Source organism: Curtobacterium sp. C1 (genome assembly GCF_021049325.1).
Taxonomy (GTDB): Bacteria; Actinomycetota; Actinomycetes; order Actinomycetales; family Microbacteriaceae; genus Curtobacterium; species Curtobacterium citreum.
Map to the genome: position 1 here is coordinate 1,415,803 of NZ_CP088076.1, position 15,921 is coordinate 1,431,723.

The 15,921-nt window shown below is 71.4% G+C and carries 13 protein-coding genes; 11 read left to right on the forward strand and 2 right to left on the reverse strand.

The genetic code is table 11. The features are described 5' to 3' along the window. Window positions 1-172: 172 nt before the first annotated feature. The 3 genes from leuA to LQK89_RS06880 all read left to right on the forward strand — a co-directional run bounded on the left by leuA (window position 173) and on the right by LQK89_RS06880 (window position 3,890). On the forward strand, window positions 173-1,942 hold the full coding sequence (gene leuA / locus LQK89_RS06870) for a 2-isopropylmalate synthase (protein ID WP_231050562.1): 1,770 nt from the start codon (window positions 173-175) through the stop codon (window positions 1,940-1,942). 305 nt (window positions 1,943-2,247) lie between these two features. After that, window positions 2,248-3,096 (forward strand): DNA repair protein RecO, encoded by an 849-nt coding sequence (gene recO / locus LQK89_RS06875; RefSeq protein WP_141861209.1) that lies wholly within the window; start codon window positions 2,248-2,250, stop codon window positions 3,094-3,096. Continuing rightward, window positions 3,093-3,890, forward strand: a complete 798-nt coding sequence (locus LQK89_RS06880; protein ID WP_231050563.1) for an isoprenyl transferase — start codon at window positions 3,093-3,095, stop codon at window positions 3,888-3,890. Before recO ends, LQK89_RS06880 begins: the two co-directional genes overlap by 4 nt. Before the next feature lie 57 nt (window positions 3,891-3,947). Here the strand turns inward: LQK89_RS06880 and LQK89_RS06885 are convergent, their stop codons facing one another. Beyond that, window positions 3,948-4,970, reverse strand: a complete 1,023-nt coding sequence (locus LQK89_RS06885) for a LysR family transcriptional regulator (RefSeq protein WP_174778346.1) — start codon at window positions 4,968-4,970, stop codon at window positions 3,948-3,950. 70 nt (window positions 4,971-5,040) lie between these two features. Between LQK89_RS06885 and LQK89_RS06890 the strand changes: the two genes are divergently transcribed. The 4 genes from LQK89_RS06890 (at window position 5,041) to LQK89_RS06905 (ending at window position 8,575) form a co-directional block, all read left to right on the forward strand. Then, window positions 5,041-6,114: an aminotransferase class V-fold PLP-dependent enzyme gene (locus LQK89_RS06890; protein WP_231050564.1), complete on the forward strand. Its 1,074-nt coding sequence runs from the start codon at window positions 5,041-5,043 to the stop codon at window positions 6,112-6,114. A gap of 87 nt (window positions 6,115-6,201) precedes the next feature. Further along, a complete protein-coding gene (locus LQK89_RS06895; protein ID WP_058742435.1) occupies window positions 6,202-7,587 on the forward strand; it encodes a glycine--tRNA ligase in 1,386 nt (461 codons plus the stop codon). 83 nt (window positions 7,588-7,670) lie between these two features. Next, complete coding sequence (locus tag LQK89_RS06900) at window positions 7,671-8,405, forward strand: DsbA family oxidoreductase (protein ID WP_174778347.1); 735 nt, start codon at window positions 7,671-7,673, stop codon at window positions 8,403-8,405. Between the two features lie 5 nt (window positions 8,406-8,410). After that, complete coding sequence (locus LQK89_RS06905) at window positions 8,411-8,575, forward strand: hypothetical protein (protein ID WP_167510044.1); 165 nt, start codon at window positions 8,411-8,413, stop codon at window positions 8,573-8,575. 16 nt (window positions 8,576-8,591) lie between these two features. Here LQK89_RS06905 and LQK89_RS06910 read toward each other — a convergent pair whose 3' ends face one another. After that, window positions 8,592-9,077 (reverse strand): aminoacyl-tRNA deacylase, encoded by a 486-nt coding sequence (locus LQK89_RS06910; RefSeq protein WP_231050565.1) that lies wholly within the window; start codon window positions 9,075-9,077, stop codon window positions 8,592-8,594. Window positions 9,078-9,125: 48 nt separating this feature from the next. Between LQK89_RS06910 and dusB the strand changes: the two genes are divergently transcribed. From dusB to LQK89_RS06930, 4 genes are all read left to right on the forward strand, one after another. Next, a complete protein-coding gene (dusB, locus tag LQK89_RS06915; protein WP_175326285.1) occupies window positions 9,126-10,298 on the forward strand; it encodes a tRNA dihydrouridine synthase DusB in 1,173 nt (390 codons plus the stop codon). Beyond that, entirely contained in the window at window positions 10,295-11,584 is a 1,290-nt protein-coding gene (locus LQK89_RS06920) for a deoxyguanosinetriphosphate triphosphohydrolase (protein ID WP_058742431.1), read from the forward strand. The genes dusB and LQK89_RS06920 overlap by 4 nt, the downstream gene beginning before the upstream one ends. A 294-nt stretch (window positions 11,585-11,878) precedes the next feature. Further along, the gene (dnaG, locus tag LQK89_RS06925; RefSeq protein ID WP_231050566.1) at window positions 11,879-13,798 is read left to right on the forward strand and encodes a DNA primase; all 1,920 of its coding nucleotides are present in this window, start codon (window positions 11,879-11,881) and stop codon (window positions 13,796-13,798) included. Window positions 13,799-14,233: 435 nt separating this feature from the next. Next, window positions 14,234-15,850, forward strand: a complete 1,617-nt coding sequence (locus LQK89_RS06930; RefSeq protein ID WP_058742429.1) for an ABC transporter substrate-binding protein — start codon at window positions 14,234-14,236, stop codon at window positions 15,848-15,850. Window positions 15,851-15,921 lie beyond the last annotated feature (71 nt).

Genomic DNA, 15,921 nt, shown 5'->3' on the forward strand with positions numbered 1-15,921 from the left:
CGCCGGCAGCGTCACGCACTTGCACCGCGCTGGTGTACCAGTGCTACGGTGGCCGTGATGTACCCGGCACTCCTCCTCCTTCGCTGCCGCGACGAGGCCTGACACAACGGCCCACCTCGTCGCGGAGTCCGTCGTGGCCTGACACACACCTGACGACGAAAGCGACGAACCGATGCAGAACACGCAGCGCCCCTCCGGGATGCCCATCCACAAGTACGTCCCCTTCCACGAGCAGATCGCGGTCGAGCTGCCCGACCGCACCTGGCCGACGAAGCGCATCGACCGTGCGCCGCGGTGGTGCGCGGTCGACCTCCGGGACGGTAACCAGGCCCTGATCGACCCGATGGACTCCGAGCGCAAGCGGGCGATGTTCGACCTGCTCGTCCGGATGGGCTACAAGGAGATCGAGGTCGGGTTCCCGAGCGCCTCGCAGACCGACTTCGACTTCGTCCGGTCGCTCATCGACGACGGAGCCATCCCCGACGACGTCACGATCCAGGTCCTGACGCAGGCCCGCGAGCACCTCATCAACCGCACCTACGAGGCGATCGACGGTGCGAAGCAGGCGATCGTGCACCTGTACAACTCGACGTCGATCGTGCAGCGCGAGGTCGTCTTCCGGACGGACGTGCAGGGCGTCGTGGACATCGCGGTCGAGGGCGCGCGGATGTGCAAGGCGGCCGAGGCGGCGCTGCAGCACGACACGACGGTGTTCTACGAGTACTCACCGGAGTCCTACACGGGCACCGAGCTCGAGGTGGCGGTCCGGATCTGCAACGCCGTGCTCGAGGTCTTCGAGCCGACCCCTGATCGCAAGGTCATCATCAACCTGCCCGCCACGGTCGAGATGGCGACGCCGAACGTCTACGCCGACTCGATCGAGTGGATGTCGCGGAACCTCGACCACCGTGAGGACGTCATCCTCTCGCTGCACCCGCACAACGACCGCGGGACGGCCGTCGCCGCAGCGGAGCTCGGTTACATGGCCGGCGCCGACCGCATCGAGGGCTGCCTGTTCGGCAACGGGGAGCGCACCGGCAACGTCGACCTCGTCGCCCTCGGCATGAACCTGTTCACGCAGGGCATCGACCCGGAGATCGACTTCAGCGACATCGACCAGGTGAAGCGGACGGTCGAGTACTGCAACCAGCTACCGGTGCCCGAGCGCCAGCCCTGGGCGGGCGACCTCGTGTACACCGCGTTCAGCGGGTCGCACCAGGACGCCATCAAGAAGGGCTTCGACGCCATGCAGGCGAAGGCCGAGGCTGCTGGGACGACCGTCGACGAGATCGCCTGGGCGGTGCCGTACCTGCCGGTCGACCCGAAGGACATCGGCCGCTCGTACGAGGCGGTCATCCGCGTCAACTCGCAGTCCGGCAAGGGCGGTGTCGCGTACCTGCTCAAGACCGACCACGCGATCGACCTGCCCCGCAAGCTGCAGATCGAGTTCTCCGGTGTCGTGCAGCAGCGCACCGACTCCGAGGGCGGCGAGTTCTCGTCTGAGCGCATCTGGGACCTGTTCCGCGACGAGTACCTGCCCGCGACCACGGACGAGGACAAGTGGGGTCGCTACGAGATCACGAAGACGGCGACGTCGAGCGACTTCGACGGCACGACGAAGCTCTCGGTCGCGATGCGCGTCGACGAGGGGTCGGTCGAGGCGCAGGCGGTCGGGACCGGGCCGATCGACGCGTTCCTGTCGGTGATGCGCGACCAGGGCGTCGCCGTCACGCTGTACGACTACTCGGAGCACACGATGAGCGCCTCGGGTGACGCGCAGGCCGCCTCGTACGTCGAGCTCGACGTCGACGGCGTCCGCCTGTGGGGCGTCGGCATCGACGCGGACATCGCGACGGCGTCGCTCAAGGCGATCGTCTCGGCGGTGAACCGCGCAGTCCGCGCAGGGGCCGCGTCCGGCGCGTCGGAGCTGGTCTCCGCCTGACCGCGCGCTCAGCGCGACCACCTGACGGGAGGCGCGGTGCGGGTCCGACCCGCACCGCGCCTCCCGTCCGTGGTGCCGCCCCGTCCCTACCCGTCGCGCCCGCCGTCGCGTGGTGCGTTCCGTCCCATCGCGCCCGAGATGGGAGGACGGATCGCGCATGGGAGGACGGAACTCGCGGTCTCCGACGCGCGGATCGGTCTCCGACGCGCGGATCGGTCTCCGACGCGCGGATCGGTCTCCGACGCGCGGAACGGTCGCCTCCCCCCCCGCACCCCGCTGTCGGCGGGGCGGGGGATACTGGTGCGATGCCGCTGTACCGGGACGAGTGCGTCGTGTTGCGCACCCACAAGCTCGGTGAAGCCGACCGCATCGTCACGATGCTCTCCCGGCAGCACGGCAAGATCCGGGCCGTCGCGAAGGGCGTCCGGCGCACCGCGTCGAAGTTCGGGTCTCGGCTCGAGCCGTTCATGGTCGTCGACGCGCAGTTCTACGAGGGCCGCACGCTCGACATCGTCACGCAGGCCGAGAGCCTCGGGTCGTACGGTGCCCAGATCGTCGCGGACTACGGCGCGTACACGGCCGCGAGTGCGATGGTCGAGACCGCCGACCGCCTGAGCGAGGCGGACGCCGGGCTGCAGCAGTACCTGCTGCTCGTCGGGGCCCTGCGCTCGTTGTCCCGTCGCGAGCACGTCACGAGCGCGACGCTCGACTCCTACCTGCTCCGGGCGATGAGCATCGCGGGTTGGGCGCCCTCGTTCGGCGACTGCGCGGTGACCGGGGAGCCCGGGCCGCACACCGCCTTCGTCGTGCAACTCGGCGGCGTCGTGGCCGATCGGGCGGCGCCGCCCGGCACCCCGCGCCTGGACATCGACACGCTCGGCCTGCTCGGAGCCCTCCTCGCGGGCGACTGGGCGACCGTGGACGTCGCGGACGAACGGACGCGCTCCCGGGCTTCCGGCGTGGTGGCGGCGTACGCCCAGTGGCACCTGGAACGATCGCTCCGGTCCCTGCCGCACGTCGACCGCAGCGAGCACCCGGCACCGGTCGCACCGACGCCGGGTGGGGTCCCCGCCGCGGTCTCCGCGACACCGGCACCCACGGTCCCCGTGCCGACCGACACCGTGCCGTCCGATCCCGAAGGAGCCCCTGCATGAGCCCACGCCGGTCAGCAGCGTCCGAGCCGATGAAGCCCGTCGACTGGACGGGGGAGCAGCCGCCCGCGATCCCCGCGCAGTTCGTGCCCGAGCACGTCGCGATCGTGATGGACGGCAACGGCCGGTGGGCGAACCAGCGCGGACTGACGCGGGTCGAGGGGCACAAGGCGGGCGAGGCCTCGCTCCTCGACGTCGTCGCCGGCGCCATCCAGATCGGCGTCAAGCACGTCTCGGCGTACGCGTTCTCGACCGAGAACTGGAAGCGCTCCCCGGACGAGGTCCGCTTCCTGATGGGCTTCAACCGCGAGGTCATCCACCGGCGACGCGACCAGCTCCACGCCTGGGGCGTCCGGGTGCGGTGGGCCGGACGGCGCCCACGGCTCTGGCGGAGCGTGGTCGACGAGCTGCAGACCGCCGAGCGCATGACGGCCGACAACGCTCGTCTCACGCTGACGATGTGCGTGAACTACGGCGGCCGGAACGAGATCGTCGACGCCGTCCGCAGCATGGCCGAGGACGTCGCCGCCGGGCGGATGAAGCCGAGCCAGGTCACCGAGAAGGCCCTGGCGAAGCGGCTGTACGTGCCGGAGCTGCCGGACGTCGACCTGTTCCTCCGGAGCTCGGGGGAACAGCGCACCTCGAACTTCATGCTCTGGCAGTCGGCCTACGCCGAGATGGTGTTCCTCGACCGGCTCTGGCCGGACTTCCGGAGGACGGACCTCTGGGGCGCGATCGAGGAGTACGCGAGCCGGGACCGCCGGTACGGCGGCGCCGTCGACGCACCCACCGCCTGACCGGAGGCGCATGGCGGGCGCCGCCACGATCCTCCCGTCCGACACGGGCCAGCCCCGTCAGTCGAGCAGGTGCGCCGCCCCACGGACCGCGTCGAGCGCGGCACGGACGCTCGGCACCCGGTCCGCCCCGCGCGCGACGACCACCTCGACCCGCCTGGCCAGGTCGTCCTCGGCGGGGGTGACGGCGACGCCGGCCGGGATGACGGTCGACACGAGCGCGAGCCGGGGCAGGAGCGCCACCCCGAGGCCGGCCGCGACGAGCCCGACGACCGCCGCAGCGTTGTCGGTCTCGAGCACGATCTCCGGGGTGAACCCGGAGGCGGCGCACGAGGCGAGCAGGTGTCCCCGGCAGCGCGGGCAGCCGCCGATCCAGCGCGCCTCGCGGTGGTCGGCGAGGTCCGCGACGCTCCCGCCGGACCAGTCGACCGGCAGTGCTCCGTCGCCACCGCCCGGGCCCGGCGTCACGAGTGCGAGCGGGTCGCGTCCGAGCGCCCGGGTGCGGAGCATCGGGTCCGTGGTGGTGTCGTCGGCGGGCTCGACGAAGGCGTGCGAGAAGACCAGGGCGACGTCGACCTCGCCGCGGCGGACGAGCTCGACGGCCTCGGGCGGTTCGGCCTCCACGTACGAGGTCACGACCCCGGGGTGGTCCGCCGCGAGCGTGGCGAGCACGGCGGGCACCAGGGTGGACGAGGCACTCGGGAACCCGGCGAACCGCACCCGTCCGCGTGCGAGTCCGCCGACGGCGTCCAGGTCCTCGCGTGCGGCGGCCAGCGCGGACTCGACCGCCTGCGCGTGGCCGGCGAGCACCGCACCGGCCTCGGTGAGGGTGGCGCCGCGCCCACCACGACCCGCGGGCCCGCCGCGACCGCCGACGCCGGTGCCGGCGCTGCCACCGGGCCCGGCGCTCCCGCCGGTTCCCCCGCGCAGTACGAGCTCGTGGCCCAGCCGACGCTCGGCCCGCGCCAGGAGCTGGCTGACGGCCGGCTGGCTGTACCCGAGGACGTTCGCGGCGCGGCTGATCGACCCGGCGTCCCGGACGGCACGGAGCACACGGAGCAGCTGGGGGTCGAGGTCGTCCACAACACGATGTTATGGGGTGCCGAAGAAAGCTGCCCTGGTGTGATGGCCGCCCGCCGTCGATGCTGGACGCATGGACTCCTTCGTCGACGGCACCGGGTACCTCGCCGCCTGCACCGCCGGTCTGCCGACGCTCGGCACGCTCACCGCCCAGCGCGCGGACCTCGACGCGTGGTCCCGGGCGGCGACGACCCCGACCGGCTACGGCGCACTCGTCGAACAGGGCCGTGAACTGTTCGCGGGGATCGTCGGCGTCGATCGGGCGCGGGTCGCCACCGGCTCGCAGACGTCGGCGATGGTCGCCGTCGTCGCCGCCTCGCTGCCCGACGGCGCCGAGGTCGTCGTCCCCGACGGGGACTTCAGCTCGGTGGTCTTCCCGTTCCTCGCCCAGGCCTACCGCGGGGTCCGGGTGCGGAGCGTCCCGCTCGCGGACCTCGCCGACGCCGTGCGCCCGGGCACCCGACTCGTCGCGTGGTCCGCCGTGCAGTCCGCCTCCGGCGTGGTGACCGACCCGGCGCCCGTGCTCGCCGCGGCCCGGGCGGTCGGCGCCCTGACGCTGTGCGACCTCACGCAGGCGGCCGGGGTGCTCCCCGTCGACGCGGCACCCTTCGACGTCACCGTGACGCACGCCTACAAGTGGCTCTGCGCGCCGCGCGGGGTCGCGTTCGCGACGTTCTCGGACCGCGCGCTCGCGGAGCTCCGGCCCGTGCAGGCGGGCTGGTACGCGGGCGCCGACGTGTGGTCCTCGTGCTACGGACCCGACATGCGGCTCGCCGACGACGCCCGTCGCTTCGACGTCTCCCCGGCCTGGCAGGCCTGGCCCGGGGCGGTCGCCGCCCTGCGGCACCTCGCGTCCGTCGACGCGGCCTCGGCCTGGAGGCACGCCACCGGTCTCGCGGACCGGCTCGCCGACGCGCTCGGGAGGCCCCGACCCGGGCAGGCGATCACGACGTTCCCGGACCCTGACGGCACGGCGCTCCGCGCACTGGCGGACGCCGGGGTCACCGCGAGCGGCCGGGCGGGGCGGCTGCGGCTCGCCTTCCACCTGTGGAACGACGCCGAGGACGTCGACCGCGTCGTCGCGGTGCTCGGGGGACTCGGCAGCTTCCGACCGGTGGAGCGGCCGCTCGTCCACAGCGTGCGGTAGCCCGTCCGCCCCCGCTCGACGGGCCGGTACGCTTGCCGGGTACCGTTCCGACCCGGGCACCCAGTCCGGCGACCACAGGAGTCCCTCTTGGCACCGTCCTCCCGTCTCGACAGCGTCATCGCCCTGGCCAAGGGCCGCGGCTTCGTCTTCCAGTCGGGGGAGATCTACGGCGGATCGCGCTCCGCGTGGGACTACGGGCCCCTCGGTGTCGAACTCAAGGAGAACATCAAGCGCCAGTGGTGGCAGCGGTTCGTCCGCGGCCGTGGCGACATGGTCGGCCTGGACTCGGCCGTCATCCTGCCGCGCAAGGTGTGGGAGGCCTCCGGCCACGTCGCGACCTTCACCGACCCGCTCGTCGAGTGCCTGCACTGCCACCACCGCTTCCGCGAGGACCACCTGGTCGAGGCCTTCGTCGCCAAGAAGGGCCGCGACCCCGAGGGTGGCATGGCGGAGATCGCCTGCCCGAACTGCGGCACCCGCGGCGAGTGGACCGAGCCCCGTGAGTTCTCCGGGATGCTCAAGACGTACCTCGGCCCGGTCGAGTCCGAAGAAGGCCTGAACTTCCTGCGCCCCGAGACCGCGCAGGGCATCTTCGTCGACTTCGCGCAGGTCGTCACGACGAGCCGCATGAAGCCCCCGTTCGGCATCGGCCAGGTCGGCAAGGCGTTCCGCAACGAGATCACGCCCGGCAACTTCATCTTCCGGACCCGCGAGTTCGAGCAGATGGAGATCGAGTACTTCGTGCCGCCGGCCGACGTCGACACGCACTACGAGCAGTGGATCGCCGACTCGGTCGCGTTCTTCACCGACCTCGGCATCGACCCGGAGAACCTCCGCCGGTTCGACGTGCCGGACGGGGAGCGCGCGCACTACTCCGACGCCACGGCCGACATCGAGTACCGCTTCGGCTTCGCCGGGTCCGAGTGGGGCGAGCTCATGGGCGTCGCGAACCGCACCGACTTCGACCTCAACAACCACATCGAGTCCTCGGGCAAGGACCTCCGGTTCTTCGACCAGGCCGCCAACGAGAAGTACGTGCCGTACGTCATCGAGCCGTCGTTCGGGCTCACCCGTGCGCTCATGGCGTTCCTGCTCGACGCCTACCACGAGGACGAGGCCCCGAACGCGAAGGGTGGCGTCGACAAGCGAACCGTCCTGCGCCTGGACCCGCGGCTCGCCCCGGTCAAGGCCGCTGTCCTGCCGCTGTCGCGCAACGAGCAGCTCTCGCCGGTCGCCCGTGGGCTCGCCGACGACCTCCGCAAGCACTGGAACGTCGACTTCGACGACGCCGGTGCGATCGGTCGTCGCTACCGTCGCCATGACGAGATCGGTACGCCGTTCTGCATCACGGTCGACTTCGACACGCTCGACGACCGGGCCGTGACGGTCCGCGAGCGCGACACCATGGCGCAGGAGCGCGTGTCCCTCGACCAGCTGCAGGGCTACCTGGCGCAGCGGCTGCTCGGCGCGTAGCACCGACCGCCCGACCGACGGACAGACAGACACACGCGGCCACGGCCCGGGAATACCCGGGCAGTGGCCGCGTTGTCGTCAGCGTGAACGACTCCGTGAAGGTCGATGTCTGGTCCGACATCGCGTGCCCCTGGTGCTACATCGGCAAGCGCAAGTTCGAGGCGGGAGCCGCGGCGTTCGGCGCCGGTCCCGACGCCGCGCCGGTCGAGGTCGAGTACCACTCGTTCGAGCTCAGCCCGGACACCCCGGTCGACTTCGAGGGGACCGAGGCCGAGTTCCTGTCCGGCCACAAGGGCATGCCCGTCGAGCAAGCGCAGCAGATGCTCGAGCACGTCGCCGGCATCGCGCAGAGCGTCGGCCTGGACTACGACTTCGACGCGATGCACCACACCAACACGGTGAAGGCGCACCAGGTCATCCACCTCGCCAAGCAGCACGGCAAGCAGCTCGACATGGTCGAGCGGCTCTTCACCGCGTACTTCGAGCGGGGCGAGCACGTCGGGCAGGACGAGTCCCTCGCGGACCTGGCCGCCGAGGTCGGCCTGGACCGCGACGAGGTCCTGACGACCCTGCGCGACGACGGGCAGCTCGCCGCCGTCCGTGCCGACCAGGCCCAGGCACAGGCGTTCGGCATCAACGGCGTCCCGTTCTTCGTCATCGACGGCAAGTACGGCGTCTCCGGCGCCCAGGACCCGGCGGCCTTCGAGCAGGTGCTCCGCCAGGTCGTGGCGCTGCGCTCGTCCACACCCGAGGAGCTCGCAGCCGAGCAGCAGCGCGCCGAGGACGACGCGGCAGCGGATGCGGCGGCGGCCCGGTGAGCGACGTGACGACGACCGGCGGGGCCGCACCGGGCCTCCAGGCCGGGTCGAACCCGTCCGCCGGACCCGCACTGCTGACGTTCCCCGTGACCGGCGGCGCGCCGGTCTGCGAGGGCGACAGCTGCTTCGTGCCCGGCGCCGAGGGGAGCTGGACCGAGGTCCCGGACTGACGGACCCGCGCCCGGGTCAGCCCCGGACGGGTTCCTCGTCGGTGATGTCCGCGACCGTCGCGTCGTAGGCGGCGACCAGGGCGTCCGCGTCGACGAACGCGCTCGCGCCGTGCCGTCCCGCGCCGAGCGCGATCCGTCGGCCGAGCACGCGCTCGTCGGCGACGACCGGCAGGTCACCCGTCGCACCGATCGGGGTGATCGTGCCGCGCTCGTAGCCCGAGGCCTCGAGCGCGGTGGCCGCGTCGGGCATCGAGAGCTTGTTGACCCCGACGACCGCGCGGAGCTTCTTCCACGCGATGCTCCGCCCTCCCGGTACGAGCGCGAGCAGGAAGCCGCCGTCGTGCCGCTTGACGACGAGGGTCTTGACGATGTCGCCCGGGGTGATCCCGAGCAGTGCGGCGGCCTGCTCGAGCGAGTCGGCCGCGGGGCGTTCGACGACCTCGACGTCGAGCCCCCTGGCTGCTGCGTCGGCGTCGAAGCGGGCGATGGCGGTGTCGGACATGTGGAGAACGCTACCGGCGCGGAACGGGCATGGGAGAATGGACGACGTATGACGATCACTGACGCGCCCCGGACGGCGACCCGACCGGCGAAGCCCCTGCGCATCGGCCCCATCGAGGTCGACGCGCCCGTGGTGCTCGCTCCGATGGCGGGCATCACGAACATGGCCTACCGCCGACTCTGCCGCGAGTACGGCGCGGGTCTCTACGTCTGCGAGATGATCACCTCGCGCGCGCTGGTCGAGCGGACCCCGGTCTCGATGCAGCTCATCCAGCACCACGAGTCGGAGACGCCCCGGTCGATCCAGCTGTACGGCGTCGAGCCGAACACCGTGGCCGAGGCCGCGACGATCCTGGTGGGCGAGGACCGGGCCGACCACATCGACCTGAACTTCGGGTGCCCGGTGCCCAAGGTCACGCGGAAGGGCGGGGGAGCGGCCCTGCCGTGGAAGCTCGACCTGTTCAAGGACCTGGTCGAGAAGACCGTCAAGGCCGCCGGTGACGTCCCGGTGACCGTCAAGATGCGCAAGGGCATCGACGCGGACCACCTCACGTACCTCGACGCGGCGCGCATCGCCCGGGACGCGGGTGTGGCCGCGATCTCGCTGCACGCCCGCACCGCGAACGAGCACTACTCCGGGCACGCGGACTGGTCGGCGATTGCGACGCTGAAGGAAGCGATCACCGACGTCCCGGTGCTCGGCAACGGCGACATCTGGTCCGCCGCCGACGCGCTGCGCATGGTCGACGAGACCGGCTGCGACGGCGTGGTCGTCGGCCGCGGGTGCCTGGGGCGTCCGTGGCTGTTCGGCGACCTCGCGGCGGCGTTCCGCGGCGAGGACGTCCGTGCGATGCCGTCCCTCGGCGACGTCGCGACCGCGTTCCGCCGGCACGCCGAGCTGCTCGTCGAGTTCTTCGGGTCCGAGGACCACGGCTGCCGTGACGCCCGCAAGCACGTCTCGTGGTACTTCAAGGGCTACCCGATCGGCGGCGACGTCCGGTCGGCGCTGTCGATGGCGTCGAGCCTGCAGGAGATCGACGACCTGCTCGGGCAGCTCGACTGGACGGCCCCGTACCCGGGCGCCGACGTCGAGGGGCCGCGCGGTCGCGCCGGGCACCCGAAGCGCACGGCCCTGCCGGACCGCTGGCTCGAGTCCCGCGACGTCGACGAGGCGTTCCGGAAGGTCCTCGCCGCCGCCGAGCTGCACCACAGCGGCGGATGAGCGCCACCGCCTCGTACGGGCCCGCCGACGCCGAGCGCTGGCTGCCCGAGACCCACGGCAACCGTCGGTCCGACTTCGCCCGCGACCGTGCCCGACTGCTGCACTCGAGCGCGCTCCGGCGGCTCGCCGCGAAGACCCAGGTGCTCAGCCCGACCACGGGGCTCGACTTCGCGCGGAACCGCCTGACGCACTCGCTCGAGGTCGCGCAGGTCGGCCGCGAGCTCGCCGACTCGCTCGGGCTCGACCCCGACGTCGTCGACACGGCCTGTCTGGCGCACGACATCGGCCACCCGCCGTTCGGCCACAACGGCGAGACGGCCGTGAACGCCTGGGCTGCCGGGATCGGCGGGTTCGAGGGCAACGCGCAGACCCTGCGTCTGCTCACGCGACTCGAGCCGAAGGTCTACGGCGTCGGTCCGGACGACGACCGTCCGTACGGGCTCAACCTGACCCGGGCCTCCCTCGACGCGAGCTGCAAGTACCCGTGGCCGGCGGCGCAGGGTGTGGCCGAGGCGTCGTCCGGGCGCACGAAGTTCGGCTTCTACGACGACGACCACGACGCCTTCGAGTGGCTCCGTGCTGGGGCTCCCCGCCGGCAGCGGTGCATCGAGGCGCAGGTCATGGACCTGTCCGACGACATCGCGTACTCGGTGCACGACTTCGAGGACGCGGTCGTCGCGGGCTTCATCGACGTGGCGGCGCTCGGCGACCGGGTCGGCGAGAACGACATCGTCACGGCGATGCACGCGTGGGTGGGGTCCGACCTCAGCCGCGACGAGCTGCTCGAGGCCTTCGACCGGCTGCGTTCCCTGCCGCTGTGGATGACCTCGTACGACGGGTCGCGGCGGGACATGGCGCGGCTGAAGAACCTGACGTCGCAGCTCATCGGGCGCTTCGCGCGCACGGCGACGGCGGCGACACGTGAGTCCTACGCGTCCGGGTCGCTCGTGCGGTTCGCGGCGTCCGTCGTCACCCCGCCCGAGATCATCGGGGAGATCGCGGTGCTCAAGGGCATCGTCGCGGCGTTCGTGATGACCCAGGGGGACCGGCAGCCGGTGTACGAGGACCAGCGTCGCGTCCTCACCGAGCTGCTCGACGCCCTCGCGGCCACGGGGAGCGCGGACCTCGAGCCGGGCTTCGCGGCGGACTGGCGAGCGGCGTCCGACGACGCCGGGCGGCTGCGGGCCGTGGTCGACCAGGTGGCGAGCCTGACCGACCAGGGGGCACTCGCGTGGCACAAGCGGCTCGTCGTCGGCGAGCGGGAGACGACGCACATCCCGGTCTGAGGCGCGGTGCCCGTGCCGGTGCCGGTTCCGCGAGATGCCCCCGTGCGCGCGGGACGCCGCCGGTTCCGGGACCGTCTCGGTGGGACGCGACCGTCTGGGCGCGACCGGACCGTCTCGGCGCGACCGGACGCGGACGCGGACGCGCACGCCTCCCGTCCGGACCACCCCGCGACCGCAGCCGACGTGCCGGACGTGCCCCGTGCCTCCAGGCCGTCACCCGTCCACAGGCGGACGCCCGTCCACAGGCGAGCGCGACCGTCCGCCGGGGTCACCTGCACGAACTAGGATCGAGGGGTGGCTGGCAGGATCGCGCGGAACGACATCGACGAGGTCCGCTCGCGTGTCAACATCGCCGACGTCGTCGGCGACTACGTCACGCTGAAGTCCGCCGGTGTCGGGTCGCTCAAGGGCCTCTGCCCCTTCCACGACGAGCGTTCCCCGTCCTTCCACGTGCGGCCCCAGGTCGGTCGGTACCACTGCTTCGGGTGCGGTGAGGACGGCGACGTCTTCGAGTTCATCATCAAGCAGGACCACACGACCTTCCAGGAAGCCGTCGAGCGGATGGCGGCGAAGATCGGCTTCACGCTCCACTACGAAGAAGGCGACGGGCCGCGCACCGACTACAATCAGCGCGCGCGGCTGATCGCCGTGAACGAAGCCGCGCTGGCGTTCTACCAGGCGCAGCTCACGACCGCGGGCGCCGAACCCGCCCGCCGGTTCCTCGGGGAGCGTGGCTTCGACCCCGCCGCGGCGCAGCACTTCGGGGTCGGCTTCGCGCCGCAGTCGTACGACGCGACGCGTGAGCACCTGCGCGGCCGGGGCTTCTCGATGGACGAGATCCTCGCCGCCGGGCTCGCGGGCCAGGGGGACCGGTCGCCGTACGACCGCTTCCGCGGACGTCTGATGTGGCCGATCCGCGACGTCACCGGCGCGACGATCGGCTTCGGTGCGCGTCGCCTGCTCGACGACGACAAGGGGCCGAAGTACCTCAACACCCCCGAGACGCCGATCTACCACAAGAGCCAGGTGCTCTACGGGCTCGACCTCGCCCGGCGGGACATCTCGAAGCAGAAGCAGGTCGTGATCGTCGAGGGCTACACCGACGTGATGGCGTGCCACCTCGCGGGCGTGACCACCGCGGTCGCGACGTGCGGCACGTCCTTCGGGGTCGACCACATCAAGGTCCTGCGGCCGATGCTCGGCGACTCGGCCGGTGCGCACCTGTCGCAGCTCGGCGACATCGTCTTCACGTTCGACCCGGACGAGGCCGGGCAGCGTGCCGCGGCACGCGCCTTCGCCGAGGAGAGCCGGTTCGCCTCGCAGACCTACGTCGCGGTCGCGCCGGGTGGCCTCGACCCGTGCGACCTCCGGCTGACGCGCGGTGACGCCGCGATCGAGCGGCTCGTCGAGACCAAGCGCCCGATGTTCGAGTTCATGATCCGTCGCCGATTGGCGTCCCACGACATCGAGACCGCCGAAGGCAGGGTCGCCGGGCTCCGCGACGCCGCACCCGTCGTGGCCGGCATCCGCGACCGCACCCTGGCCAGCGCCTACGTCCGCGAGACCGCCAAGTGGCTCGGTATCGACATCCCGGAGGTCCGGCGCGCGGTCGAGAACGCGCGGCAGCGGCAGGGATCGACCCGTCAGGACCAGTCAGGAGGCTCGGTGCCGGTCGGACAGGCGGGTCCCGGTGGCGAGCTGGTCGCCCCTCCGGAGGAGCCCGTGGCCGGGCTGCGACTGCTGCCGAACGACCCGGTCACCCGGATGGAGCGCGACGCCGTGATGGCGATGGTGCAGCAGCCCGGGTACGTCGGGACGCCGCTGATCTGGCTCGCTGCATCGGCGACGTTCTCGGCGCCGATGCTGTCGGTCGTCCGTGACGCCGTCGTGGCCAACGTCGACGCGATCGGCGCGGGGGACTGGCTCGACCGGCTGCTGCAGGACGTGCCGGCGCCGTTCCGCGGCCTCGTGCAGGAGCTCGCGCTCGCGCCGATCCCCGCCCGCACCGACGAGGACCTCGCGCTCTACGCCCGGAGCATCGTGCAGGCCCTGGTCGAGCGTGACCTGCTCGCCCGCAAGGCCGCGCTCCTCGGGCAGCTGCAGCGCGCCGACCCGCACGAGCAGGGCGACCGCCGCGCCGAGATCCAGCGGGAGCTCGTGGAGCTCGACGCCCAGCGCATGCGGCTCCGGGCCGATGGCGAGGCGTCCGCGTAGGGACTCGTCGTCCGCCTCGTCCGACGTGCCCGCTGGCCGGCGTGCCCGTTGTCCGGCGTGCCCGCTGTCCGGTATGCCCGCTGTCCGGCATGCCCGCTGTCTGCCCTCCGCCGAACTGGCAGGACACGCCGCGTGCTCGGCTTCGAGCGGTCGAGAAGTGTCGGGTCGGACCGCCGAGCGGGCCACAAGTGGCACGCTCGGCCCGCTCGCGCGACCCCGTTGCCGAACGCAACAATCCTGCGTGACACGCCGGGGCGCCACGCGCGCATCATGCGCCATGCGACGCGGTCCTGCATTACAAGGGTGTAAACAAATGCCCTCCGGCGCCGGAGATTCCGTGTCAGGGTGGTACCAATGAGCGTTCCTGGCCGGGCACACAGTCGAACCACCGCCCTGTCCAGGACCCTTGCAACCATCACCAGAGAGAGAGCGGACATGGCATCCGTGACCAAGTGGGGCAAGCGCGGTCTCGCGCTCGGCGCCGGGGCAGCAGCGACGGCGCTGGTGCTCACGGGCTGCGCGAGCAGCAGCGTCTCCGACACCGCCCTGAACGGCATCAGCATCGGCACGACGGACAAGATCACGTCACTCGACCCGGCGGGCTCCTACGACAACGGCTCCTTCGCCGTGCAGAACCAGGTGTTCCCGTTCCTGATGAACACCCCGGTCAACAGCCCGGACGTGAAGCCGGACATCGCCACCAAGGGCGAGTTCACGAACCCGACGACGTACACCGTCACGCTCAAGAAGGGCCTGCAGTTCGCGAACGGCCACGACCTCACGTCGAGCGACGTGAAGTTCTCGTTCGAGCGCGAGCTGAAGATCAACAACGAGAACGGCCCGCAGTCGCTGCTCGCCAACCTCAAGAGCATCGACACCCCGGACGACACGACCGTGGTGTTCAACCTCGACCACGCCGACCAGACCTGGCCGCAGGTGCTCTCGAGCCCCGCCGGCCCGATCGTCGACGAGCAGGTGTTCTCGGCCGACAAGCTCACGCCCGCGGCCGACATCGTCAAGGGCAAGGCGTTCGCCGGGCAGTACGAGATCACCTCGTACAAGGAGAACGACACCATCCAGTACAAGGCGAACCCGAAGTACGACGGGCTCCTCGGCAAGGCGAAGACCGACGAGGTCACCGCCAGCTACTACACCAAGGAGACCGACCTCAAGCTCGCCGTGCAGAAGGGCGACGTCGACGTGGCGTACCGCTCCCTGACGCCGACCGACATCGCGGACCTCCGCAAGGACTCCAAGCTCGAGGTCACCGACGGCCCCGGCGGCGAGATCCGCTACCTGGTCTTCAACTTCAACACGCAGCCGTTCGGAGCGAGCCAGTCCGACAAGGACGAGACGAAGGCCCTCGCGGTCCGTCAGGCCGTCGCCGACGTCGTCGACCGCGAGAAGCTCGCCAAGGACGTCTACAACGACACCTACTCGCCGCTGTACTCGATGGTCCCCGAGGGCCTGACGGGCGCCGCGAAGCCGTTCGAGCAGCTCTACGGCGACGGCAACGGCGGTCCGAGCGTCGACAAGGCGAAGGAGACGCTGTCCAAGGCCGGGGTCACCGGCAAGGTCCAGCTCGACATCCAGTACGCGCCGGACCACTACGGCTCGACCTCGGACGACGAGTACGCCGAGCTCAAGACGCAGCTCGAGAACTCGGGCCTGTTCACCGTGAACATCCAGTCGACGGTCTACACGACGTACGCGCAGGAGCGCACGAAGGACGCCTACCCGGTGTACCAGCTCGGTTGGTTCCCGGACTTCTCGGACGCCGACAACTACCTGTCGCCGTTCTTCACGAAGGAGAACTTCGTGCAGAACCACTACGACGACCCGACGATCCAGGACCTGATCTCCCAGGAGCAGCAGGAGTCGGACAAGAGCAAGCGTGCCGACCTGATCGAGCAGGCGCAGGAGCGTGAGGCCACCCAGATCTCGACGCTGCCGCTGCTGCAGGGCAAGTCGGTCGCGGTCGCCTCGAAGGACGTCAAGGGCCTCGTCCTCGACTCCTCGTACAAGTTCCGCTACGCCACCCTCTCCAAGTAACACCGGCGTCGGCCCACGGGGGCGTTCCCACGAGGAACGCCCCCGTGGCCGCGTCCCGAACGGCACCGAAA